Source organism: Xanthomonas axonopodis pv. maculifoliigardeniae, assembly GCF_041519315.1.
GTDB classification, from domain to species: Bacteria; Pseudomonadota; Gammaproteobacteria; order Xanthomonadales; family Xanthomonadaceae; genus Xanthomonas; species Xanthomonas euvesicatoria.
In genome coordinates, this window is the sequence record NZ_CP167998.1 from 829,969 (window position 1) to 852,109 (window position 22,141).

Below are 22,141 nucleotides of genomic sequence, written 5' to 3' on the forward strand. Positions count from 1 at the left end.
GCGACGGCAGGGATCAGCTCACGAACGTGCAGGCGTTCCTGCAGGTGGCTGCGCCGCTGTCGCGTCGTCGGCACGATCATGCAGGCCTTGCAGATAGCTGGCCAGCGCCTGGATCTCCTGCTCGGTCAGCGGATGCGCCACCTGCGCCATGATATTGAACAGCGCCGGATTGCGCTCCTGGGTGGTGCCGGCCTGGTATTCCTTCAGGCGCCGCGCCACGTACTCGGCATGCTGTCCGCCCAGGCGCGGATAGGCCGGGCCCGGATTGCCGCCGCCCGATGGCCCATGGCAGGCCATGCAGGCCGGCACGCCGCGGGCGATGTCGCCGCCGCGGTACAGCTTCTCGCCGACCTCGTAGAACTTCATGCCTTGGTAGGGGCCCTCGGCGATCGCCGCGTCGTCGGCGACACCGGCGGAGGCCTTCTGGGTGGCGAAGTAGGCGCCCAGGTCGCGCATGTCCTGCGCGGTGAGGTCCTTGACGAAGGGCACCATCACCGCCGACATCCCGGTATTTCGCTCGCCGCTGGCAATCAACGCCACCTGATGCGCCACGTAGCGCTCGGTCTGCCCGGCAATGCGCGGGTACATCGCCACTGCCGGATTGCCGTCCGGTCCATGGCAGGCTGCGCAGGCAGCAGCCTTGGTCTGGCCGGCCTTGGCATCTCCCCAGGTGGTCTTGGCCAGGTCCACCTCCAGCGGCGCAACGCGTACCGGCGGCGGATCGGGGATCGGCGTGACTGCCGATTGCGCAAACGCCACGGCCGCAATGACCGGTACGGCGAGTGCGGCGAGGACTAGCACACGAGCATGGCGCATCAGCTAAAGCTCCGTATGGACCCGGCCCGCGCGCGTTGGGTACTGGCAGTGGCAGGCGTGCTTCGATTATCGACACGCCTTTGCGCCAGGGTCAACGAACAGTGCAGCAAAACTGCCGGGCCCGAACGTGCGATCCTAAGCGGATGTCGCTTCTTATCGAACAAGCCCGCTACCACCTGTCCGCCCACAACGCCCGGCAATTGCCCGACGATGGCGGCTACGAGGTGGCCTTCGCCGGCCGCTCCAACGCCGGAAAATCCAGCGCGCTCAATGCGCTGACCCGCCAGAACGCGCTGGCGCGCGTGTCCAAGACGCCCGGCCGCACCCAGCAGCTGGTGTTTTTCCAGATCCAGCCCGAGCGCTATCTGGTGGATCTGCCCGGTTACGGCTACGCCAAGGTGCCGCAGGACCTGCAGGCGCACTGGCAGGCCTTCATCGACCGCTATTTCCGCACCCGCGAGGCGCTGCGCGGGCTGGTGGTGGTGATGGATATCCGCCACCCGCTGAAGGATTACGACCTGCAGATGCTCGGCTATGCCGCCGAACGCGGCCTGCCCGCGCATGGTTTGCTGACCAAGGCCGACAAGCTCGGCCGTGGCCAGCAGATGCAGACCCTGCAGAAGGTCAAGAAGGAAGTGACCTCGCGCTTTGGCGACAGCGTGACCGTGCAGGCCTACTCGGGCGAATCGCGCCAGGGTGTGGACGAATTGCGCGCAATTGTCGGTGCTTGGCTGGGACTGGATGTGGAAACCACTGCGGCCGAATGATGCCGTGCAACACGAGTGTCGGGCGTGGCTGGATGCCCAGCGCCTCGTCACGACGGCAGACTTCGGTCTGCCGTTTGCGTTTCCAGCGGCAGTGATCGGTGGGTCGCCTGCGGAGCGATGCGCGGCCTGAGCATCGCGTAGGGCGCGCATGGCAACGCTTGCGGTGATGACCGCGCTGTGTCGGACGATGCCGGCGCTGCAGAACGCGCAGCCCGGTCATTTGATCCAGATCACGCCATCGCCGCGATCGATGGCGGGCATGCATCGGTGGAAATGTCATGCCCCGCCGGTGTCGCCAATCCTTTCGCGTCGGGCGGGTATAGTGCGGGCCTTGCGGTGGCAGGGGAGGATCCCCACATCGTCCCACCCCTTTCGTTTGCGAGCCTGCCCTTGTCGAGTCCCAGCCACGTTGCCGAAACGCCGATCACCGAACGCGCGGAGCTGGTCCAGGTGCTGGCCTCCGGCGAGAAGCCGAGTGCGGACTGGCGGATCGGCACCGAGCACGAGAAGTTCGGCTTTCAGTTGGATGACCTGCGTGCGCCCACCTTCGAAGGGGCACGCGGCATCGAGGCCTTGCTGACCGGGCTGACCCGTTTCGGCTGGGAGCCGGTGCAGGAAAACGGCCGCACCATCGCGCTGCTGCGCGATGGTGCATCGGTCACGCTGGAGCCGGCCGGGCAACTGGAGCTCTCCGGCGCGGCAGTGGAAACCCTGCACCATACGTGCGTGGAAACCGGCACCCATCTGGACGAAGTGGCGCAGGTCGCCGGCGAGTTGCAGCTGGGCTTTCTGGGCATGGGCTTCCAGCCCAAGTGGCGTCGCGACCAGATGCCGTGGATGCCCAAGGGCCGCTACCAGATCATGAAGAACTACATGCCCAAGGTCGGCTCGCTCGGCCTGGACATGATGACGCGCACCTGCACGGTGCAGGTCAACCTGGATTACGCCACCGAAGCGGACATGGTGAAGAAGTTCCGCGTGTCGCTGGCGTTGCAGCCGATCGCCACCGCGTTGTTCGCCGATTCGCCGTTCACCGAAGGCAAACCGAACGGCTACCTGAGCTACCGCTCGCACATCTGGACCGACACCGACGCCGACCGCACCGGCATGCTGGATTTCGTGTTCGAAGATGGCTTCGGCTACGACCGCTACGTCGATTACCTGCTCGATGTGCCGATGTATTTTTCCTACCGCGACGGTGTGTATCACGACGCCAGCGGGCAGAGCTTCCGCGCTTTCATGCAGGGCAAGCTGCCCGCGCTGCCGGGCGCGTTGCCGACACTGCGCGATTGGTCCGACCACATGACCACCGCGTTTCCGGAAGTGCGCTTGAAGAAGTATCTGGAAATGCGCGGTGCCGATGCCGGCCCGTGGGATCGGTTGTGCGCGCTGTCGGCGTTCTGGGTCGGCCTGCTGTACGACCAGACCGCGCTGGATGCGGCCTGGGACCTGGTCAAGGATTTCAGTCCGACCGAGCGCCATGCGCTGCGCGACGGCGTGCCCAAGTACGCGTTGGGCCTGCCGTTCCGCAATGGCACCGCGCGCGATCTGGCAGTGGAGGCGGTCAACATCGCACGCGAGGGCCTGCGTCGCCGCGCACGCCTGAATCGCGACGGGCAGGACGAAACCGGCTTTCTGGATGTGATCGCCGAGATCGCCGAAAGTGGTGTCACCGCCGCCGAACGCAAGCTGGCGCTGTATCACGGCGCATGGAAGGGCGATATCGACCGCGTGTTCCGCGAGTTCGCCTACTGAGCGTGGGTTGGCCGGTCGCCAGCGCGTGCTGGCGCTGGCAGCCGTTGGCCGTCGGCGATTGCGTGCCGGAGTCGTCGCGTCAGCCGATGTGGCCAGACGCGCAAGGCCATGGCCGGAACAGCGGTGGTGGGCTCGGATCATGACAGCTGCCGCTTGCCCGGCCTGGCAGGCCGCACTCCATCACACGTCAGCGCCGCTCGGGCATGCAGGGCAGTCGTACGGTCACGCGCAAGCCGCCATGCGGGCGATTGTCCAGGCGCAGGTCGCCGCCGTGCGCCAGCACAATGCTGTGCGCCACCGACAAACCCAGCCCGATGCCGCCGGTGTCGCGATTGCGCGAAGACTCGCCACGCACGAACGGCAGCAACAATTGTTCGCGCTGGGTCGGGTCGATGCCGGGGCCGTCGTCGTCGATCCACAACACGCCGTCCTCGCCATCGCGCTGCAGTTGCAGACGGGCGCGCTTGCCGTACTTCAACGCGTTTTCGAGCAGATTCATGACCGCGCGGCGCAACGCCAGCGGGTCGCCGTCCAGGGTGATTTCCGGGCCGGGCAGCAGCTCGGCGTCGGCGCCGATATCGGTGGCGTTGTCCACCACGCTCTCCACCAGCAAGCGCAGATCCAGCGGCGCGCGCTCGCCGCGATGACGATCGTTCTGGATGAAGTCCAGCGCTGCGGAAATCATCGCCTTCATTTCGTTGATATCGGCCAGCGCCTTGTCGCGCAGCGGTGGCTGCAGGCCATCCAGACGAAACGACAGCCGCGCCAGCGGCGTGCGCAGGTCGTGCGCGATCGCTGCGACCATGTGCGTGCGTTCGTTGATCAGGCGGTTCAGGCGCGCCTGCATCGCGTTGAACGAATCGGCTGCGCGCACGATTTCCGGCGGGCCGCTGCGTTGCAGGGCGGCGGCATCGGGATTCCGGCCCAGGCGGTCGGCAGCTTCGGCAAAGCGCTTGATCGGTGCCGACAGCGCGCGCGAAAACCACCATGCCAGCGGCACGTTGGCCAGCAGGCCGGCCAGGAACAGCAGCACGACGTGGGTCTTGAACTCGCCCGAGAGGCGTCGACGCGGCGATTCCACCGTACGCCAACGGCCATCGGGTTGTTGCAGGGCGGCGGTGAAGCCGTCCAGCAGCGGTACGCCGGGGGTCAGGCGCTCGCTTTCCCAGGCGCCGGGCAACTCGTCCGGGCGCAGCCCGTCGCCGGGCAGCGCAGCAGGGTGGCCGTCACGCGGCCAGTCGTCCGGAAACGGCGGCAGAGGTTGCGTGCCAGGGCGTTCGTGCGCCCCATCACCGCTCCCGCCCGCGTGGTTCTGGTTGGACCACCGCTGCGGCGGCAGCATGCCTGGCTGGGGGCCTTCACGATCATTGGCGTTGCGGTAGAACCGCACCTGGCGTTCGGGCACGTCCAGCCAGTGCGCAAGCAGCATTTCGGCGAAGGGGTCGCGCACCTGGCCTGTCGGCGGCACCGGGGCTTGCGCCGATTCGTGCACTTTCAGGGTCTGGGTACCGGCCGGCATGCGGGTGGAGAGCAGCGCCACCACTTCCGGCGGATGGACCGGAGGCTCGTAGACGGGGGTACGCATCATCAACAGGGCGATGCCCACCGCCTGGGCGGTGACCAGGGCCACCGCCAACAACACAAAGGTCCGCGCAAAGATCGACAGCCCGCGCCGTGCCGGTTTGCTCACAGGCGCGAGACGCTCGGCAGCAGCATGTAGCCCTCGTTGCGTACGGTGCGAATCAACTCGGTATGGACGCGCTCATTGATTTTGCGGCGCAGGCGGCTGATCTGGCTGTCGATGGCGCGGTCGTAGACGTCGGTGTCGCGGCCGCGGGCGTAGTCCAGCAGCTGGTCGCGGCTGAGCACGCGCTGCGGGTGTTCGACGAAGGTGCGCAGCAGCGCGAACTCGCCGTCGGACAGATTGATGAAGATGCCGGTGGGGTCGCGCAGGTCGCGGCGCACCACGTCCAGCCGCCAGCCGGCGAATTCGTAGACGTTTCCGCGCTGGTCGGCCTGTTCGTTGCTGGCCTGGCTGCGCCGCAGCAGGGCGCGCACACGGGCCAGCAATTCGCGCGGATTGCAGGGCTTGGCGAGGTAATCGTCGGCGCCGACTTCCAGGCCGATGATGCGGTCGGTGTCGTTACCCAGCGCGCTGAGCATGATGACCGCAGGTGAACCGCGCTCGCTGGCCAGGGCGCGCGCTGCACTCAGCCCATCTTCTCCTGGCATCATCACGTCGAGTACGATGAGGTCCGGGCGGCGCTGCGCCATGACAGAGCGCATCTCCGCCACGTTTTCGGCCATATCCACCTGGTAGCCGTGAGCGCTCAGAAATTCGCCGATCAGCTTGCGCAGGTCCGGATCGTCGTCGACCACGAGAACGCAGGGTTGTTGCAGGTCCATAGGGATCATCGTCTGTGGCGCGGAGCTTGGCCCGCGCAAGGTGGTGGCTGCCGGATACATGGTGCTCGCAATTGCAGGGCTGGAACACGCATCATAATGATCGAATTTGTCAACCATTGGCACACGTGTAACGCACCATGACAGACCAAGACATCGCGCAGGAAGCCACGGCATCGACACTATGCCGTTGTACTGGCGCGTGCGTGCATGACAAGGCATTTCCAATGATGCGGGTGATCAGTCGCGACAACGGCGTGGGGCTGACCCGCGACATGGTGCTGATGGCCGATACGCTGCGCGCCGGCGGCGTGCCGGTGCAGGAAGTGGGATTCACCAGTCAGCGCCTGCACGACACTGGGCGCGAGGCACGCCTGTGGGCCAGCCGCACGCTGTTCGGGCGGGTGCCGCTGCAGATCTTTTCCGAGCGCGTGTACAAGCGCTGCCTGCCGCTGGGGCAGATCAACCTGCTGGTGCCCAACCCGGAGTGGCTGCTGCCCAAGTGGCTGCCATTGCTGCCGCGCTTCGATGCGGTGCTGTGCAAGACCCACCATGCCGAGCGAATCTTCCGCAGCCTCGGGTGCGCCACGCGCTTCATCGGCTTCACCAGCCCGGATCGCCATGACCCACGCGTGTTTCGTCAGCGCGCTTTCTTCCACCTGGCCGGGCGCAGTACCGCCAAGGGCACGCGCGTCTTGCTGGACACCTGGCAGCAGCATCCGGAGTGGCCGCTGCTGACGGTGGTGCAGAACCCACGCACCGCCGGCAAGCCGGTCGTGGCCCCGAACATCGACCACCGCGTGGGGTATCTGGACGATGCCGAACTGCGCCGCATGCAGAACGCGCATCTGTTCCATATCTGCCCCTCCGAGGCCGAAGGGTTCGGGCACTACCTGATGGAAGCGCTAAGCGTGGGCGCGGTGACGTTGGCGACCGACGGCGAGCCGATGAACGAATTGATCAGGCCCGAACACGGGGTGCTGATGCCGGTGGCCGAGGTGCGTCAGCGTCGTCTGGCATCGTATTACTACGTGAACGCGGCAGGCATCGCGCAGGCAGTGGAAACCGCGCTGGCATTGCCACAGGCCCAACTGGACCAGTTGTCGGCCAACGCGCGCGCGTTCTACCAGGCCAACGATGCGGCATTTGCCGCGCGCTTTCGTGCTGCGGTGCTGGCCTCGCTACCGGAGCATGCAGTGGACGCTGCGGTCGCCGCGGCGCCGGCTGCCGTCGAAAACTGACGGCGACAACGCCTGCGTCGCCACTGTCGAACCACGCATCTTCCCGCGCGTAAGCCGAAGCAGGTGCTGCACGCGCCTTGCATCTGCGCTGCGGATGGCGGCAAGCGCCAATCCACGCCGGCGCGCGGCGCGCGATGGCAAATGCGCAGCACAGTCAGCTGCAACTCTTCCCGGACCAGCGCGGCCCAGCCCGCGTCCGCCGTCTGCAGGCCGTGCGCAGATGTGCCATCCAGCCAGGGAGATCACGATGGTCCACGCACCACCACGCGTTGTCGTTACCACTGCAATACTCGCGGCGCTCAACCTGGCAGGTTGTGCCAATTTCTGCGGTGCTAGGCACCATGCGCCTATGCCCTACGCGCATCGCGAGCCACCGCCACCGCCACCGCCGGGTGCAGGAATCATCGATGCGTTACCGCCCTGTGCGCCGGAACACGATGTGATCCCAATGCCGCCGCCTGCCGACGTCGCGCACCGCGCTGCGCCGCAGCGGCAGGATCGGGGAATCGGCGACGGCTGCCTGGTACATAGGGGCGTGGCACCGCCACCGCCGCCACCCTTCGATAGCGACCCATTCGACGCACCGGATGCCGCAGATGAACCGCCTGGCCTGCCGCCAGACGATTCCGAATTCGACGCAGCGCTGCAGGCGTGCGCGACCGCCGAAGGCAGCGCAGCGCCGTTCCCGCAGGCGCCTTCGCCGGACCTGCCGCCCGAGTTGCTGGCGCAATGTCTGGATGCCGCAGGATTCGCTCCGCCGCCGCCGCCGCCGCCGTTCCAGCCCCGGCGCTGATGCGGGCACGCCACCCTAGCGGTCGGCAACGGTAGGGATGATCGAAGGGTCAGATGCTGCGGCAATGGCCCGCAACCATCCTTGCGCTGGGTGCCTGGCGCGCCTGCGACGCGCGAGGCGTCGCCACGTCTGCGCAATGTGCGTGCTGCACTGCGGCTAACAGGTGGGCTCTTAATCCCCGTGCCACCGGCGGCATTGGGGCATCGCGCCATGTGCCAACGCGTGGCGGTCATCGCGCTCGACAAGACCACGGTCGGCAGGCCGCTGGCCATAGCTTTTTTCGAAACAATCCATATACTGCCCCCCAGTATTTTGCTGGAGCTGCCATGCCGCATTCGCCGCACGAGAAAAAGCGAGCGCTAGCACGCGTGCGCCGGCTGCGCGGGCAATGCGACGCGCTGGAGCGGGCGCTGCAGGCGGGCGCGGACTGCGCTCCGGTCTTGCAGCAGATCGCCGCGATCCGAGGCGCCGTGAACGGGCTGATGTCGCAGGTGCTTGAAGCGCATATCCGTGAAGATTTCGGGCACGCCGCCGCATCCGATGCGCAACGCGCCGAGCGGGTGCAGGATCTGCTCGGTCTGGTCCGGTCCTACCTCAAATAAATCTCCCACCGGGTCGGCGCTTGTCGCGCCCCCGTCCTCGAACCTCATCGTCAGGAGCGTCATCCCATGAAATCCCGTGCAGCAGTCGCATTCGGACCCGGCAAGCCGCTGGAAATCGTCGAAATCGACGTCGCGCCGCCGAAAGCCGGGGAAGTGCTGGTCCGCATCACCCACACCGGCGTGTGCCACACCGATGCCTTCACGCTGTCCGGCGACGACCCGGAAGGCATCTTCCCGTCGGTGCTCGGGCATGAAGGCGGCGGCATCGTCGAGGCAGTCGGCGAGGGCGTGACCAGCGTCAAGGTCGGCGACCACGTCATTCCGCTGTACACGGCCGAATGCCGCAAGTGCAAGTTCTGCCTGTCCGGCAAGACCAACCTGTGCCAGGCCGTGCGCGCCACCCAGGGCAAGGGCCTGATGCCGGATGGCACCACGCGCTTCTCCTACAACGGCGAGCCGATCTATCACTACATGGGCTGCAGCACCTTCAGCGAATACACCGTCGTGCCGGAAATTTCGTTGGCCGTGGTCAATCCGGAGGCGCCGCTGGAGAAGGTCTGCCTGCTCGGCTGCGGCGTCACCACCGGTATCGGCGCGGTGCACAACACCGCCAAGGTCAAGCCAGGCGAGAGTGTTGCCGTTTTCGGCCTGGGCGGCATCGGTCTTGCGGTGATCCAGGGCGCGGTGCAGGCCAAGGCCGGGCGCATCCTGGCCATCGACACCAATCCGGGCAAATTCGACCTGGCGCGCAGCATGGGTGCCACCGATTGCATTAACCCCAAGGACTACGACAAGCCGATCCAGGAGGTCATCGTCGAGTTGACCGATGGCGGCGTGGACTTCAGCTTCGAGTGCATCGGAAACGTCAATGTGATGCGTTCGGCGCTGGAGTGCTGCCACAAGGGCTGGGGCGAGAGCGTCATCATCGGCGTGGCTGGCGCCGGCCAGGAAATCAGCACGCGTCCCTTCCAGCTGGTGACTGGTCGCGTGTGGCGCGGCAGCGCCTTCGGTGGCGTCAAGGGACGTACGCAATTGCCGGGCATGGTGGAGCAGTCGATGAAGGGCGAGATCGACCTGGACCCATTCATCACCCACACCATGCCGTTGGAAGAGATCAACGAGGCCTTCCACCTGATGCACGAGGGCAAGTCGATCCGCACCGTGATCCATTTCTGACCAGGCGGCCAGGAGCGGCGCGCGGCCGCTTCCGCGCACGTGGTACCCGACACTCCGGGAGGAGCGTGATGACTAACGTGTCGATTCATCCTTCGGTAGATGATGGTGTTGCGCGAGGTGGTGCAGAAGATTTTCAAGGCGGCACGCTTGAATGTCACTGCGCCAGCGACAAGGTGACCGTCGAGGTGTCTGCGCAGACCGCGCATAACCATGCTTGCGGTTGCAGTAAATGCTGGAAACCCGATGGCGCGAAGTTCTCGGTGGTGGCGGTGGTTCCGCGCGACAACGTCAAAGTCACCGCGCACCGGGAAAAGCTGAAGATCGTCGACGAAAGCGCGACGATCCAGCGCCATGCGTGCACCGGTTGCGGCGTGCATCTGTATGGGCGGATCGAAAACAAGGACCACGCATTCTACGGTCTGGATTTTGTGCACACCGAGTTGTCGAAACAACAGGGCTGGTCGGCACCGGGCTTTGCCGCGTTCGTCTCGTCGATCATCGAAACCGGCACGCCGCCGGAGCAGATGGATGGCATACGCACGCGCCTGACCGAACTGGGCTTGCCGCCCTACGACTGCCTTTCCCCGGCGTTGATGGATGCCCTGTCGGCGCATGTGGCACGCAAAAAGGGTCTGTTGCATTGATGGTCCAACCTTGCAGCCGGCGATCCGGCTGCAGGGTTTCTCTTCGTAAGGAATCTCATGGAACGTATCGAACACCGCGCCTGCTTCGGCGGCTGGCAGGATGTCTATCGGCATCAGTCGCACACCTTGAACTGCAGCATGCAGGTGGGCATTTACCTGCCGCCACAGGCCGCCGACGGCCCGTTGCCGGTGCTGTATTGGCTGAGCGGTTTGACCTGTACCGAACAGAATTTCATCAGCAAGGCCGGCGCGCAGCGCTATGCGGCCGAGCATGGGGTGATCCTGGTTGCGCCCGACACCAGCCCCCGGGGCGAGGATGTGGCCGATGCGGACGGTTACGACATCGGCAAGGGCGCGGGCTTTTACGTCGATGCCACGCAAGCGCCATGGGCGGCGCATTACCGCATGTACGATTACGTGGTGAGCGAATTACCGGCCTTGATTGAAGCGACCTTTGCCACCACCGGTGCACGTGCGATCAGTGGCCATTCGATGGGGGGGCATGGCGCGTTGACCATCGCATTGAAGAATCCGGGCCGCTATCGCAGCGTGTCGGCGTTTTCGCCAATCGTGGCGCCCAGCCAGGTGCCGTGGGGCGAGAAAGCATTTGGCCAGTATCTGGGGAACGACCGTACGACCTGGAAAGCCTACGATGCCACTGCATTGCTTGCTGACGCGCAGGAGCGGTTGCCGCTGCTCATCGATCAGGGCGATGCCGATGAATTTCTGCAAACCCAGCTGAAAACCGCATTGTTCGAAGATGCGGCCAGGTCCGCCGGCTACCCGGTGACGGTGCGGCTGCAGCCCGGCTACGACCACAGCTACTACTTCATCGCAAGCTTTATTGGCGAGCACATTGCGCATCATGCTGCGGCCTTGCGTGGTTGAGTGCAGCTGTTGGCGTATGCCGTTGGAGATGCAGTCCGGTGAATGAGGGTGGGGGCCACGCCGATGCAGTGCGTGGCGTCACGTGTAGCTGAGTGGCGTCACTCGCCCGCGCTGCCATCGGTGGCACTGGGCACTGCCAGCGCCGCCGACACATGACAGATTGCAGTTCAGCGAACGTCGCGCAGTTCCCAGTGCGAGCCAGCCAGGGCCTGCATGCGCTGTTTGAAAAGGTCGCCGGGAATGCTCGTCGTTGCAACCAGATCGATGCGCAGGTCGTGCTGCTTGCCGGTGACCGTCGCTGCCGGGTCGGTGATGCCCAGGCTGGGATCCACTTCGTCGGGGTCGGTCTGTAGCTGGCGCCAACGGTCGAACCACGCCGGATCGCGCAAAGCTGCCTGCAATTGCTCGGCAAAGGCCTCGGCGCCATTGGCGGTGAAGCTCACCGAGGGCGCACTGCCACGGGCGAGCTTGGGATCGGGCAGGCTGATCGAATAGCTGACAGGCATATGCAAGGCTCAGATGGATGACGCCGGCACGGTAGTGCAGCGCAAGTGAGCATCCCGTCGACGGGCGGGCAGGGGACTCCACACGCGCAGGTGGACGGCGCCAGCAGCCAACAGCCAAGTCTCCGTCCGCTGACTCCGCACACAAAAAAGGCGCCTTTCGGCGCCTTTTCTTTGGAACTACGACGACTTACTTCAAGGCCTTGAAACGCAAACGCTTCGGGCCGGCGTCGTCGCCCATGCGGCGGCGCTTGTCTTCTTCGTACTCGCGGTAGTTGCCCTGGAAGAACTCCACGTGCGAATCGCCTTCGAAGGCCAGGATGTGCGTGGCGATACGGTCCAGGAACCAGCGGTCATGCGAAATCACGAAGGTGTTGCCGGGGAATTCCAGCAACGCATCTTCCAGCGCACGCAGGGTTTCGATGTCCAGGTCGTTGGACGGTTCGTCCAGCAGCAGCACGTTGCCGCCCTGCAGCAGGGTCTTGGCCATGTGCAGACGACCGCGCTCACCACCGGACAGCGAACCGACCATCTTCTGCTGGTCCTGGCCCTTGAAGTTGAAGCGGCCGATGTAGGCGCGCGACTGGATTTCGATGCCGTTAATGTTGAGGATGTCCAGGCCGCCGGCGATTTCCTGGAATACGTTGTGGTTGCCCTCCAGTGCGTCGCGGCTCTGGTCCACGTACGACAGCTGCACGGTCGGTCCGACCACGATCTCGCCGGAGTCCGGCTTTTCCTGGCCGGTGATCATCTTGAACAGGGTCGATTTACCGGCACCGTTGGGGCCGATGATGCCGACGATGGCGCCCGGCGGCACGATCATCGACAGGTTGTCGATCAACAGGCGGTCGCCGAACTTCTTGGACACGTTCTTGAACTCCATCACCGCGTTGCCCAGGCGCTCGCCCGGCGGGATGAAGATCTCGTTGGTTTCGTTGCGCTTCTGGTAATCGACCGATTGCAGCTCTTCCAGGCGGGCCAGACGTGCCTTGCCCTTGGTGCGGCCGCCCTTGGCGTTCTGGCGCGACCATTCCAGTTCCTTCTGGATCGCCTTCTGGCGGGACTTTTCCTGGTTGTCTTCCTGCTTGAGGCGCTCGTCCTTCTGGGTCAGCCAGTCGGTGTAGTTGCCCTTCCACGGAATGCCGCGGCCGCGGTCCAGTTCCAGGATCCACTCGGCGGCGTTGTCGAGGAAGTAGCGATCATGGGTCACCGCCACCACGGTGCCGGTGTAGCGCGCCAGGAACTGCTCCAGCCATTCCACCGACTCGGCGTCCAGGTGGTTGGTGGGTTCGTCGAGCAGCAGCATGTCCGGCTTCTGCAGCAGCAGGCGGCACAGCGCCACGCGACGCTTTTCGCCGCCGGAGAGCTTGCCGACGATGGCGTCCCAGGGCGGCAGGCGCAGCGCATCGGCCGCCACGTCCAGCTGGTTTTCCAGCGTATGCGCATCGCCGGCGGCCAGGATCGCCTCCAGGCGCTCCTGCTCCTTGGCCAGCGCGTCGAAATCGGCGCCTTCTTCGGCATAGGCCAGATACACCGCATCCAGCGCGGCCTGGGCCTGCAGCACGTCGCCCACGCCTTCTTCCACCGCCTCGCGCACGGTGTGCTCGGGATTGAGTTGCGGTTCCTGCGCCAGGTAGCCGACCTTGATGCCCGGTTGTGGGCGCGCCTCGCCCTCGAAATCGGTGTCCACGCCGGCCATGATCTTCAGTACCGTGGACTTGCCCGCGCCGTTCAGGCCCAGCAGGCCGATCTTGGCGCCCGGAAAGAAGCTCAGCGAGATGTCCTTGATGATCTGCCGCTTGGGCGGGACCACCTTGCTGACGCGGTTCATGGTGTAGATGTATTGCGACATGGGGGCTCCGTGGACGCAGGCAGCCCGCCGGCCGAGGCCGGAGGCAGCGGAAAAGGGGTTGCGCCAATTATACGGGCAAGTGGCTTGAGCCGCGGCAGCACCCTTGCAGCTAAACCGCACCTTACTTTCGACCTGAATAGGCTTTTTCGTAATCGATTCCAGCAAGAATGCGTTAAGGCGGCCCGCCCCTTAATGAAATTACGACACCGCGAACAGGAACTGTCATGAACCGCAAACGCATCGTTACCGTTGTGCTTTCCTCCATCCTGGCGCTCGGTGCCTTCGCACCTGCGGCGTTCGCCGGGGATTGGGACCGCGACCACGATCGCCGCGGCCATGACCGTCACCATGGCCACGATCATCGAAGAGACTGGCGCGACGCCCGCCGTGACGACCGTCGCGAGTGGCGCCAGGACCGCCGCTACTACAGCAACGGCTATCGCGAGGGTTACCGCGATGCCCGCTACCAGGACCGCCGCTACGATCGCAATCGCGTCTACGTCTACGATCGCCCCGCGTACTACCGCGCCGGCCCGCCGCCGCGTCCGTATTGGGCCCGTGGCCAGCGCTACCACGGCCCGGTCTATGTGGTGAACGATTACGACCGCTACGACCTGCGCCGCCCGCCGTACGGCTACCGCTGGCAGCGCGACGACCGCGGCAATCTGCTGTTGGTGGCCATCGCCACCGGCATCATTGCCGACCTGGTGCTCAACAACTAACGCGGCGCGGCTGCCCGTTCGCCCCCGGCCTCGACCGGCAATCGAGCCGGTCATCACACAAAGGCGCATCGTCGGGTGCGCCTTTGTCATGTGCGCAGTGCGGTCACACGGGCGGCGCCGGCTGCGCGATTGGTCACCCGTGCGGCAGGGGCTTACAATCGGCGACCCTACTGGCAATAGCTGCCCCGGAGCTTGGAATGTTCTCGCGCGATGTCCGACTGGAAACCTACGACCCCGAACTGGCCAAGGCCATCGCTGCTGAAGCCGGCCGCCAGGAGGATCATGTCGAGCTGATCGCCAGCGAAAACTATTGCAGCCCGCTGGTGATGGAAGCGCAGGGCAGCCAGCTGACCAACAAATACGCCGAAGGCTATCCGGGCAAGCGCTACTACGGCGGCTGCGAGTTCGTCGACATTGCCGAACAACTGGCGATCGACCGCATCAAGCAGGTGTTTGGCGCCGATTACGCGAACGTCCAGCCGCACAGCGGTTCCCAGGCCAACCAGGCGGTGTATCTGGCGCTGCTGCAGCCGGGCGACACCATCCTGGGCATGAGCCTGGCGCATGGCGGCCACCTGACCCACGGCGCAAAGGTCAACGTCTCCGGCAAGCTGTTCAACGCGGTGCAGTACGGCGTCAACGAGCAGGGCCTGATCGACTACGACGAGGTCCAGCGCCTGGCGACCGAGCACAAGCCGAAGATGGTGGTGGCCGGTTTCTCCGCGTATTCGCAGAAGATCGACTGGGCCCGCTTCCGCGCCATCGCCGACAGCGTCGGCGCCTACCTGTTCGTGGACATGGCGCACATTGCCGGGCTGGTCGCCGCCGGGGTGTACCCCAGCCCGATGGAACATGCGCACGTGGTCACTTCGACCACGCACAAGACACTGCGTGGCCCGCGTGGCGGCATCATCGTTGCCAAGGGCGCCAGCGAAGAGCTGCAGAAAAAGCTGCAGTCGATCGTGTTCCCCGGCATCCAGGGCGGCCCGCTGATGCACGTCATTGCGGCCAAGGCGGTGGCGTTCAAGGAGGCGCTGGAGCCGGCGTTCAAGACCTATCAGCAACAGGTGATCAAGAATGCCCAGGCAATGGCCAATACCCTCATTGCGCGCGGCTACAAGATCGTCTCCGGCGGCACCGAGAACCACCTGATGCTGGTGGACATGATCGGTCGCGATGTCTCCGGCAAAGACGCCGAAGCTGCGCTTGGCAAGGCGCACATCACCGTCAACAAGAATTCGGTCCCCAACGACCCGCGCTCGCCGTTCGTCACTTCCGGTCTGCGCCTGGGCACCCCGGCGATCACCACGCGCGGTTACCAGGAACAGGACAGCATCGACCTGGCCAACTGGATCGCCGACGTGCTCGACGCGCCAACCGACGAAGCCGTGCTGGCGAAGGTGCGCGATGCCGTGACCGCGCAGTGCAAGCGCTATCCGGTGTATGGCTAAGGTGCCGGGATTGGTGATTCGGGATTCGGGATGCGCTAACGGCGCGTCCTTGCTTGTGCTGTTGCCAATCCCCAATCCCCAATCCCAAATCCCGGACGTCTGATGCATTGCCCCTTCTGCCAGCACAACGATACCCGCGTGATCGATTCGCGGGTGTCCGAAGACGGCACGACGATCCGTCGGCGCCGCGAGTGCGAGGCGTGCGGCGAGCGGTTCAGTACGTTGGAAACGATCGAGCTGAAGCTGCCCACCGTGGTCAAGAGCGATGGTGGACGCGAGGCGTTCGATGCACGCAAGCTGCGCACCAGCTTCGACCGCGCGCTGCAGAAGCGGCCGGTGGCCGAAGAGCAGATCGAGGCGGCGGTGCGCGCGGTGGTGCATCAGCTGCGCATGTCCGGCGAGCGCGAAGTGGGTTCGCTGCGGGTAGGCGAATACGTGATGGTGGAGCTGCGCAAGCTCGATCATGTCGGCTATGTGCGCTTTGCCTCGGTGTATCGCAGCTTTCAGGACGTGGCCGACTTCCGCGAGGAAATCGAAAAGCTCGAACGCGAACTGCCGGTCGGCAGCGAACAACTGCCGCTGCTGGAAGCGGCATTGGAACGCGCCGGCAAACCCGGCAAGCGATGAGCGCGATGCGCATCGCGTGCGTTGCGCAAACGCCGCAGTACCTGCCTGCGATTGCGCAAGCGCATCTACAGGCCTTCGGCGCGCTGCTGCCGGAGTGGAGCATCGATGAGGCGCTGAGCGAACTGCGCAGCCATACGCGCGATGGCGTCATTCCCACGACCTGGGTGGCGCTGGATCAAACGCAGTGGCTGGGCTCGGTGAGCCTGCTCGAAAACGACGACGCACGCATCCGGCAATGGTCGCCGTGGTTGGCGTCGTTGTACGTGCAGCCGCAGGCGCGCGGGCAGGGCATCGGCGAGGCGTTGGTCGCACACTGCGTGCAGGCCGCCGCGCAGCTGGGCGTGCCGCTGCTATACCTGTATTGCCAGCCGGGCTTGGCGCCGTTCTACCAGCGCCTGGGATGGCAGATACATACCGGGTTTCTGCTGGGCCCGATGCAGATCGTGGTGATGCGCATTGCGCCGGGAGGGCAACGCAATGCGTGAGGCCACAACGACCGCCAGCGCCGACGACCATCGCTGGATGGCGCAGGCGTTGCGTCTGGCCGAGCGCGGCGCCTACACCACCCGGCCCAATCCGATGGTGGGCTGCGTCATCGTGCGCGACGGCGTCTGCGTGGGCGAGGGCTTTCATCAACGTGCCGGCGGCCCGCATGCCGAAGTCTTCGCGCTGCGTGCAGCGGGTGAGTTGGCGCGCGGTGCCACCGCGTACGTGACGCTGGAGCCATGCGCGCACTATGGGCGTACCCCGCCATGTGCGCTGGCCTTGATCGATGCCGGCGTTGCGCGTGTGGTTGCAGCAATGGCCGACCCGTTTCCGCAGGTCAATGGCGGCGGGTTTGCGCTGCTGCGCGAGGCCGGGATCGAAGTGCTGAGCGGCGTGATGCACGCGCAGGCGCGCACGCTCAACCAGGGATTTCTGTCGCGGGTGGAGCGTGGGCGGCCGTGGCTGCGGGTCAAACTCGGCGCCAGCCTGGACGGACGGACGGCGCTGGCAAGCGGTGAATCCAAATGGATTACCGGAAGTCGCGCGCGTGCCGATGGGCAGCGCTGGCGCGCACGTGCTGGCGCGATCCTGACCGGTGCAGGTACGGTGATGGCCGACGACCCATCCATGACGGTGCGGCTGGGCGAGGACATGCCGGTCGTGCCACCGCTGCGCGTGGTGCTCGATGCAGGGCTGCGGACGTTGGCGTGCAGGAACATTCGTCAGGGCAATGCGCCAACGCTGTATCTGCATGGCGAAAATGTGGCCGCACCTTCGCTGGACGATGCGCAGTTCCTTGCGATGCCGTTGCAAGCTGGACGCTTCGATCTGGCGGCGGTGCTGGCGCTGCTGGCCGAGCGCGGCATCAACGAAGTCCACGTGGAAGCCGGCGCCATGCTGAGCGGTGCGCTACTGCAGGCCGGACTGGTGGACGAATTGCTGGTCTACATGGCGCCGGTGTTGCTGGGCGACACCGCAAGGCCGCTGGTCGCTGGCCTTGGCATCGAAACGATGGCGCGGCGACATGCACTGCAGCTGCTGGATGTGCGCCAGCTGGGGCAGGATCTGCGTCTGCGCTATGCGCCGGCTGTTGCCGGGTGAGAGCTGCATGGCGCGTGCGATGCTGCGCGGCTGTGCTGTTGCGCGCATAAAAAAAGGCCCCGCATGCGGGGCCTTGGTGTATCTGCGAGGCGCCGATCAGAAGCTCGCGCGCACGCCGACCTTGTACTGGTTGGCGTTGTCGACGAACTGCGCTTCGGCGACCAGGCTCCAGGTGCGGGTGAAGTTGACCTGGCCACCCAGGGTGCCGACGAACTCACCCTTGTCCACGTCGCTACCGTCGATGTAACCGGCCTTGATCCAGGCTTCGGTGCGCGGCGAAGGCTTGCCACGCAGGCCCAGATTAGCGAAGCCCAAGTTGCTCGAGTCCGACGCATCGTCGACCGAACGGCCGCGCAGGCGCAGGTCGGATTCGACCTTGGCGCGCAATACGCTGATGTCGGCGGTGAACTCCACGCGCTCGGTCATTTCTTGGCGGTAGCCGATACCCAACGTGGCCTGCTGCAGCGTGCCCTCGAGCACAAAGCCTCCACCGAGGTTGTAATCCTTGTTGGCGCGCTCATAGCTGGCCAACAGGTAGACCGGCTGGGCAATCTGCCAGGAACCGCGAATGTAGCCGCCGTCGATATCGTCCGAATCGCCATTGACGCTGATTTCGGTACGGTTCCAGCCGCCTTCGACGTAGTTGTAGCTCAAGCCTTCCGCAGACGCGGCAAACGGTGCGGCAGCCAGCAGGGCAGCCAGAATCAGGGTGTTACGCATTGGATGTCTCTCTCCGAATTGATGTCCGTGTCTCCACCCCGTTGCGAGGTGGAAAAGAACGACGTCTCCCGTCGCGGCGCGTAAATTAACAGATCCTTCACAATCCTGGCTATGGGGGATTTCCCGACATGACGCAGTGTCCTGCCAGCCTTGGTCCCCGCTCGGCCATTGCGTCGATGTGCCCTGTTAAACTTGCGCACCGGTTCGCCGGTACTCACGAACGTCTTCAGGGCGGGGTGCGATTCCCCACCGGCGGTAGGCATGCGCAAGCGTGCGAGCCCGCGAGCGCTTGCACTCCAGGGTTGAGCGGATCAACGCCAAACGCCTGCCGGGCAAGGTCAGCAGATCCGGTCCGATGCCGGAGCCGACGGTATAGTCCGGATGAAAGAAGACGGCCAACGCGCGGCCTTGCGGCTGCGCGCGCGCCTGTTTGCTTTGCCTTGCGGCGTTTTTCGCTCAACTCCTGCGAGAAACGACTAATGTCCATGCACCACCTGCCGCGCTGCGCCGCGGCCTTCCAGCGCTCCGTCACGGCAGCCGTGCTGCTGCAAGCGGGGGCACGCTGATGTTCACCGGCATCATTGAAGGCGTCGGCCAACTGGCCGCGCGTCAGCCGCAGGGCGGCGATGTGCGCTTCACCTTCGCCACCGGCACGCTGCCGTTCGAAGCGGTCCAGTTGGGCGAAAGCATCGCGGTCAATGGCGTGTGCCTGACCGTGATCGCGTTCGACGCGGCCAGTTTTCAGGCCGATGCCTCGACCGAGACGCTGTCGCTGACCACCCTGGGCGCGTTGCCAGAGGGCGCACTGCTCAATCTGGAACGCGCGATGCGGCCCACCGACCGGCTTGGCGGGCACCTGGTCAGCGGACATGTGGATGGCCTGGGCCGGGTGCAGTCGGTCCATGACGATGCACGTGCGCAGCGTTGGCGGTTTGCTGCGCCGGCGTCGGTGTTGCGCTATGTGGCCAAGAAGGGCTCGATCTGCGTGGACGGCGTGAGCCTCACCGTCAATGACGTAGACGAAGACGGCTTCGAGGTCGCCTTGATTCCGCATACCGTGGCCCACACCGCATTTGCGCAGACTGCGGTCGGTGCGGCGGTGAACCTGGAAATCGATCTGGTGGCGCGCTATGTGGAACGCCTGCTCGGCACGCGGGGGGCAGCATGAATTTCGCACCCGTTCCGGAACTGATCGAAGAACTGCGCGCCGGGCGCATGGTGGTCATCGTCGATGACGAAGACCGCGAAAACGAAGGCGATCTGATCATGGCCGCCGAGTTGGTCAAGCCGTCTGACATCAACTTCATGGTCACCCACGCGCGCGGGCTGGTGTGCCTGTCGCTGACCCGCGAGCGCTGCGCGCAGCTGGGTCTGGCGCCGATGGTGCGCAACAACACCGCGCAGTTCCAGACCAACTTCACTGTCAGCATCGAAGCGGCCGAAGGGGTGACCACCGGCATTTCGGCCTACGACCGCGCGCACACCGTGCGTACCGCCGTACGCCCGGATGCCCGGCCCCAGGATCTGAGCCAGCCCGGGCATATTTTCCCGTTGATCTCCCAGCCCGGTGGCGTGCTGACCCGTGCCGGCCACACCGAAGCGGCCAGCGACCTGCCGATGCTGGCCGGGCTGGAACCGGCCGGTGTGCTGGTGGAAGTGCTCAACCCGGACGGCAGCATGGCGCGCCGCCCGCAATTGGAAGTGTTCGCGCGCGAGCATGGCCTGAAGATGGGCTCGATCGCCGACCTGATCGCCTATCGGCTTGCCAATGAGCACACCGTCGAGCGCGTGGACGAGCGGCAGATCACCACCGAATTCGGTCCGTTCAAGCTGGTGACCTACCGCGACCGCATCGCGCACGACCTGCACTTTGCGCTGGTGCGCGGTCGCGCCGATCCGCAGACGCCGACGCTGGTACGCGTGCAGGTGGAAAACCCGCTGGCCGACCTGCTGCACTGGCAGCGCGATGACTTCGGCGTGGCAGCCACCGACGCCTTGCGCGCGATCGCCGCCGAAGGGCAGGGCGTGATGGTGGTGCTGTCGGCGCCACGCGACAGCGAATCGCTGCTGGCACGGCTGCGCCAGCAGCCCGAAGCGGCCGCCAATGCCAAGGACGTGAGTCAGTGGCGGCGCAACGGCGCCGGCGCCCAGATCCTGGCCGACCTCGGCCTGGGCAAGTTGCGCGTGCTGGGCACCCCTCGGCGCCAGGTGGGGTTGGCCGGGTTCGGGCTGGAGGTGGTTGAGTATCTGGAATGCCACCCCGGTGAAGGCGTGCGCTCGGTGCCGCCGTCTGCCGTTCCCTGAGATGGCTGCGAGCTCACTTGGCCGGTCCCGTTGGTCTGGACTGTCAGTTAGCTGACGGCGCGCGGCTGTCAGCTGCGCGCTGCGTGTGGCGGCGCTGAAGTGGCCCGGGGCCGGCTACCGGTTCCAGCCGTGGCCTGCCCCCGGCCGTTTGCGCAGTGGGCCATTTGCCACGCCCCGTGTTGCTGAAACGCATGGCCGGGTCTGCTTTGGCCGACCGGGCCCACACGCGTCGGCCAGGCCTGGGCCCGGCAGCTGTTAAACTTCCCGCCCCCTCGAGTTGCCGACCCGCATGACCCACTACGAAGGCGATCTTCGCCCCACCACCGCGCGCTTTGCGATCATCGCCAGCCGCTGGAATGCCCGCATCACCGACGTGCTGGTTGCCGGCGCGCGCCAGAGCCTGGCCGGCAACGGTATCGGCGAAGACGCCATCGACGTGATCCGCGTGCCGGGCGCCTGGGAGATCCCGATCGCCGCCAATCGCGTGGCGCAGTCCGGCCAGCACGGCGCGATCATCGCGCTGGGCTGCGTGATCCGTGGCGATACCCGCCACTACGAGCACGTGGCCGACCTGTGTGCCGAAGGCCTGATGAGCGTGCAGCTGCAGACCGGCGTGCCGGTGCTCAATGGCGTGCTGGCGGTCGAACGCGTGGAAGATGCCGAAGCCCGTGCCGGCGGCAGCCACGGCAATAAAGGCGAGGAATGCGCGCTTGCAGCGCTGGAACTGGTGAATTTGATGGAGTTGTTGCCATGAGCAAGCCCGGTGGGCATTCGCGCCACGGCCGTCGCGACGGCATCGACCCGGTGCTGCGCTCGCGCGCACGTCGGCGCGCCTTGCAGGCGGTCTATGCCTGGCAGATCTCCGGCGGCTTCGCCAAGCAGGTGATCGCCCAGTTCGCGCACGAGCAGGCGCACGAAGTGGCCGATCTGGCGTACTTCGAGAACCTGGTTGAAGGCGTGCTGAGCAACCGTGCCGAGCTGGATACCGCGCTGACGCCGTACCTGGATCGCAGCGTGGAAGAGGTCGATGCGATCGAGCGCGCCGTGCTGCGCCTGGCCGCCTACGAATTGCTGTACCGCCAGGATGTGCCGTACCGCGTGGTGATCAACGAAGCGATCGAAACTGCCAAGCGCTTCGGCTCCGAGCACGGCCACACCTACGTCAACGGGGTGCTGGACCGCGCCGCGGTGGAGTGGCGCAAGGTGGAGTCGGGCGCCAGCGGCGCCTGAGCGCCGCGGGAACTGGGGAGTCGGGAATAGGCAATCGTAAGAGCACCGTTTCCGATACCT

The 22,141-nt window shown here is 65.6% G+C and carries 23 protein-coding genes and 1 riboswitch; of the genes, 17 read left to right on the forward strand and 6 right to left on the reverse strand.

The window, feature by feature from the left end; genetic code table 11:
- Positions 1 to 18: 18 nt before the first annotated feature.
- Positions 19 to 816, reverse strand: coding sequence for a cytochrome c (locus ACDH77_RS03570; protein WP_372353736.1), 798 nt, complete (start codon positions 814 to 816; stop codon positions 19 to 21).
- A gap of 143 nt (positions 817 to 959) precedes the next feature.
- On the opposite strand from ACDH77_RS03570, the gene yihA reads away from it, so the two are divergent.
- The gene (yihA, locus tag ACDH77_RS03575; protein WP_031421051.1) at positions 960 to 1,583 is read left to right on the forward strand and encodes a ribosome biogenesis GTP-binding protein YihA/YsxC; all 624 of its coding nucleotides are present in this window, start codon (positions 960 to 962) and stop codon (positions 1,581 to 1,583) included.
- Positions 1,584 to 1,973: 390 nt separating this feature from the next.
- On the forward strand, positions 1,974 to 3,338 hold the full coding sequence (locus tag ACDH77_RS03580) for a glutamate--cysteine ligase (RefSeq protein WP_074038845.1): 1,365 nt from the start codon (positions 1,974 to 1,976) through the stop codon (positions 3,336 to 3,338).
- 187 nt (positions 3,339 to 3,525) lie between these two features.
- On the opposite strand, the gene ACDH77_RS03585 is transcribed toward ACDH77_RS03580, so the two are convergent.
- Complete coding sequence (locus ACDH77_RS03585; RefSeq protein ID WP_031421055.1) at positions 3,526 to 5,028, reverse strand: ATP-binding protein; 1,503 nt, start codon at positions 5,026 to 5,028, stop codon at positions 3,526 to 3,528.
- The gene (locus tag ACDH77_RS03590; protein ID WP_011050505.1) at positions 5,025 to 5,744 is read right to left on the reverse strand and encodes a response regulator; all 720 of its coding nucleotides are present in this window, start codon (positions 5,742 to 5,744) and stop codon (positions 5,025 to 5,027) included. The genes ACDH77_RS03585 and ACDH77_RS03590 overlap by 4 nt, the downstream gene beginning before the upstream one ends.
- Positions 5,745 to 5,881: 137 nt before the next feature.
- Between ACDH77_RS03590 and ACDH77_RS03595 the strand changes: the two genes are divergently transcribed.
- From ACDH77_RS03595 to fghA, 6 genes are all read left to right on the forward strand, one after another.
- Positions 5,882 to 6,982 (forward strand): glycosyltransferase, encoded by a 1,101-nt coding sequence (locus ACDH77_RS03595; protein ID WP_071118649.1) that lies wholly within the window; start codon positions 5,882 to 5,884, stop codon positions 6,980 to 6,982.
- Positions 6,983 to 7,430: 448 nt separating this feature from the next.
- Positions 7,431 to 7,775 carry a hypothetical protein gene (locus tag ACDH77_RS03600; protein ID WP_372353737.1) on the forward strand — a complete coding sequence of 115 codons (345 nt, stop codon included), beginning with the start codon at positions 7,431 to 7,433 and terminating at the stop codon, positions 7,773 to 7,775.
- A gap of 326 nt (positions 7,776 to 8,101) precedes the next feature.
- Positions 8,102 to 8,377 (forward strand): metal/formaldehyde-sensitive transcriptional repressor, encoded by a 276-nt coding sequence (locus ACDH77_RS03605; RefSeq protein WP_005911021.1) that lies wholly within the window; start codon positions 8,102 to 8,104, stop codon positions 8,375 to 8,377.
- Positions 8,378 to 8,443: 66 nt separating this feature from the next.
- On the forward strand, positions 8,444 to 9,553 hold the full coding sequence (locus ACDH77_RS03610; protein WP_008576768.1) for an S-(hydroxymethyl)glutathione dehydrogenase/class III alcohol dehydrogenase: 1,110 nt from the start codon (positions 8,444 to 8,446) through the stop codon (positions 9,551 to 9,553).
- A 68-nt stretch (positions 9,554 to 9,621) separates the two neighbouring features.
- Complete coding sequence (gene gfa / locus ACDH77_RS03615; RefSeq protein ID WP_029818656.1) at positions 9,622 to 10,197, forward strand: S-(hydroxymethyl)glutathione synthase; 576 nt, start codon at positions 9,622 to 9,624, stop codon at positions 10,195 to 10,197.
- A gap of 57 nt (positions 10,198 to 10,254) precedes the next feature.
- Positions 10,255 to 11,085, forward strand: a complete 831-nt coding sequence (gene fghA / locus ACDH77_RS03620) for an S-formylglutathione hydrolase (RefSeq protein ID WP_008576770.1) — start codon at positions 10,255 to 10,257, stop codon at positions 11,083 to 11,085.
- Between the two features lie 167 nt (positions 11,086 to 11,252).
- Here fghA and ACDH77_RS03625 read toward each other — a convergent pair whose 3' ends face one another.
- On the reverse strand, positions 11,253 to 11,591 hold the full coding sequence (locus ACDH77_RS03625) for a hypothetical protein (RefSeq protein WP_008576771.1): 339 nt from the start codon (positions 11,589 to 11,591) through the stop codon (positions 11,253 to 11,255).
- A 187-nt stretch (positions 11,592 to 11,778) separates the two neighbouring features.
- Positions 11,779 to 13,440: an energy-dependent translational throttle protein EttA gene (ettA, locus tag ACDH77_RS03630; protein ID WP_005910999.1), complete on the reverse strand. Its 1,662-nt coding sequence runs from the start codon at positions 13,438 to 13,440 to the stop codon at positions 11,779 to 11,781.
- Positions 13,441 to 13,664: 224 nt separating this feature from the next.
- Between ettA and ACDH77_RS03635 the strand changes: the two genes are divergently transcribed.
- The 5 genes from ACDH77_RS03635 to ribD all read left to right on the forward strand — a co-directional run bounded on the left by ACDH77_RS03635 (position 13,665) and on the right by ribD (position 17,827).
- A complete protein-coding gene (locus tag ACDH77_RS03635; protein ID WP_008576772.1) occupies positions 13,665 to 14,162 on the forward strand; it encodes an RcnB family protein in 498 nt (165 codons plus the stop codon).
- 197 nt (positions 14,163 to 14,359) lie between these two features.
- Positions 14,360 to 15,613 (forward strand): serine hydroxymethyltransferase, encoded by a 1,254-nt coding sequence (gene glyA, locus ACDH77_RS03640; RefSeq protein ID WP_008576774.1) that lies wholly within the window; start codon positions 14,360 to 14,362, stop codon positions 15,611 to 15,613.
- 102 nt (positions 15,614 to 15,715) lie between these two features.
- Entirely contained in the window at positions 15,716 to 16,240 is a 525-nt protein-coding gene (nrdR, locus tag ACDH77_RS03645; protein WP_003490311.1) for a transcriptional regulator NrdR, read from the forward strand.
- Positions 16,237 to 16,725 carry a GNAT family N-acetyltransferase gene (locus tag ACDH77_RS03650; protein ID WP_372166436.1) on the forward strand — a complete coding sequence of 163 codons (489 nt, stop codon included), beginning with the start codon at positions 16,237 to 16,239 and terminating at the stop codon, positions 16,723 to 16,725. The genes nrdR and ACDH77_RS03650 overlap by 4 nt, the downstream gene beginning before the upstream one ends.
- Entirely contained in the window at positions 16,718 to 17,827 is a 1,110-nt protein-coding gene (gene ribD / locus ACDH77_RS03655) for a bifunctional diaminohydroxyphosphoribosylaminopyrimidine deaminase/5-amino-6-(5-phosphoribosylamino)uracil reductase RibD (protein WP_014089376.1), read from the forward strand. The genes ACDH77_RS03650 and ribD overlap by 8 nt, the downstream gene beginning before the upstream one ends.
- Positions 17,828 to 17,923: 96 nt before the next feature.
- Here the strand turns inward: ribD and ACDH77_RS03660 are convergent, their stop codons facing one another.
- Entirely contained in the window at positions 17,924 to 18,547 is a 624-nt protein-coding gene (locus ACDH77_RS03660) for a hypothetical protein (protein WP_372353738.1), read from the reverse strand.
- A 218-nt stretch (positions 18,548 to 18,765) separates the two neighbouring features.
- A riboswitch (FMN riboswitch) is annotated at positions 18,766 to 18,944 on the forward strand.
- 168 nt (positions 18,945 to 19,112) lie between these two features.
- Here ACDH77_RS03660 and ACDH77_RS03665 point away from each other — a divergent pair.
- The 4 genes from ACDH77_RS03665 (at position 19,113) to nusB (ending at position 22,081) form a co-directional block, all read left to right on the forward strand.
- Positions 19,113 to 19,715, forward strand: a complete 603-nt coding sequence (locus tag ACDH77_RS03665; protein WP_057682145.1) for a riboflavin synthase — start codon at positions 19,113 to 19,115, stop codon at positions 19,713 to 19,715.
- The gene (gene ribB, locus ACDH77_RS03670) at positions 19,712 to 20,851 is read left to right on the forward strand and encodes a 3,4-dihydroxy-2-butanone-4-phosphate synthase (RefSeq protein ID WP_011346403.1); all 1,140 of its coding nucleotides are present in this window, start codon (positions 19,712 to 19,714) and stop codon (positions 20,849 to 20,851) included. Before ACDH77_RS03665 ends, ribB begins: the two co-directional genes overlap by 4 nt.
- A 289-nt stretch (positions 20,852 to 21,140) precedes the next feature.
- Positions 21,141 to 21,605, forward strand: a complete 465-nt coding sequence (ribH, locus tag ACDH77_RS03675; RefSeq protein WP_003490334.1) for a 6,7-dimethyl-8-ribityllumazine synthase — start codon at positions 21,141 to 21,143, stop codon at positions 21,603 to 21,605.
- Positions 21,602 to 22,081 (forward strand): transcription antitermination factor NusB, encoded by a 480-nt coding sequence (gene nusB / locus ACDH77_RS03680; protein WP_003490336.1) that lies wholly within the window; start codon positions 21,602 to 21,604, stop codon positions 22,079 to 22,081. The genes ribH and nusB overlap by 4 nt, the downstream gene beginning before the upstream one ends.
- The last annotated feature ends 60 nt before the right edge of the window (positions 22,082 to 22,141 follow it).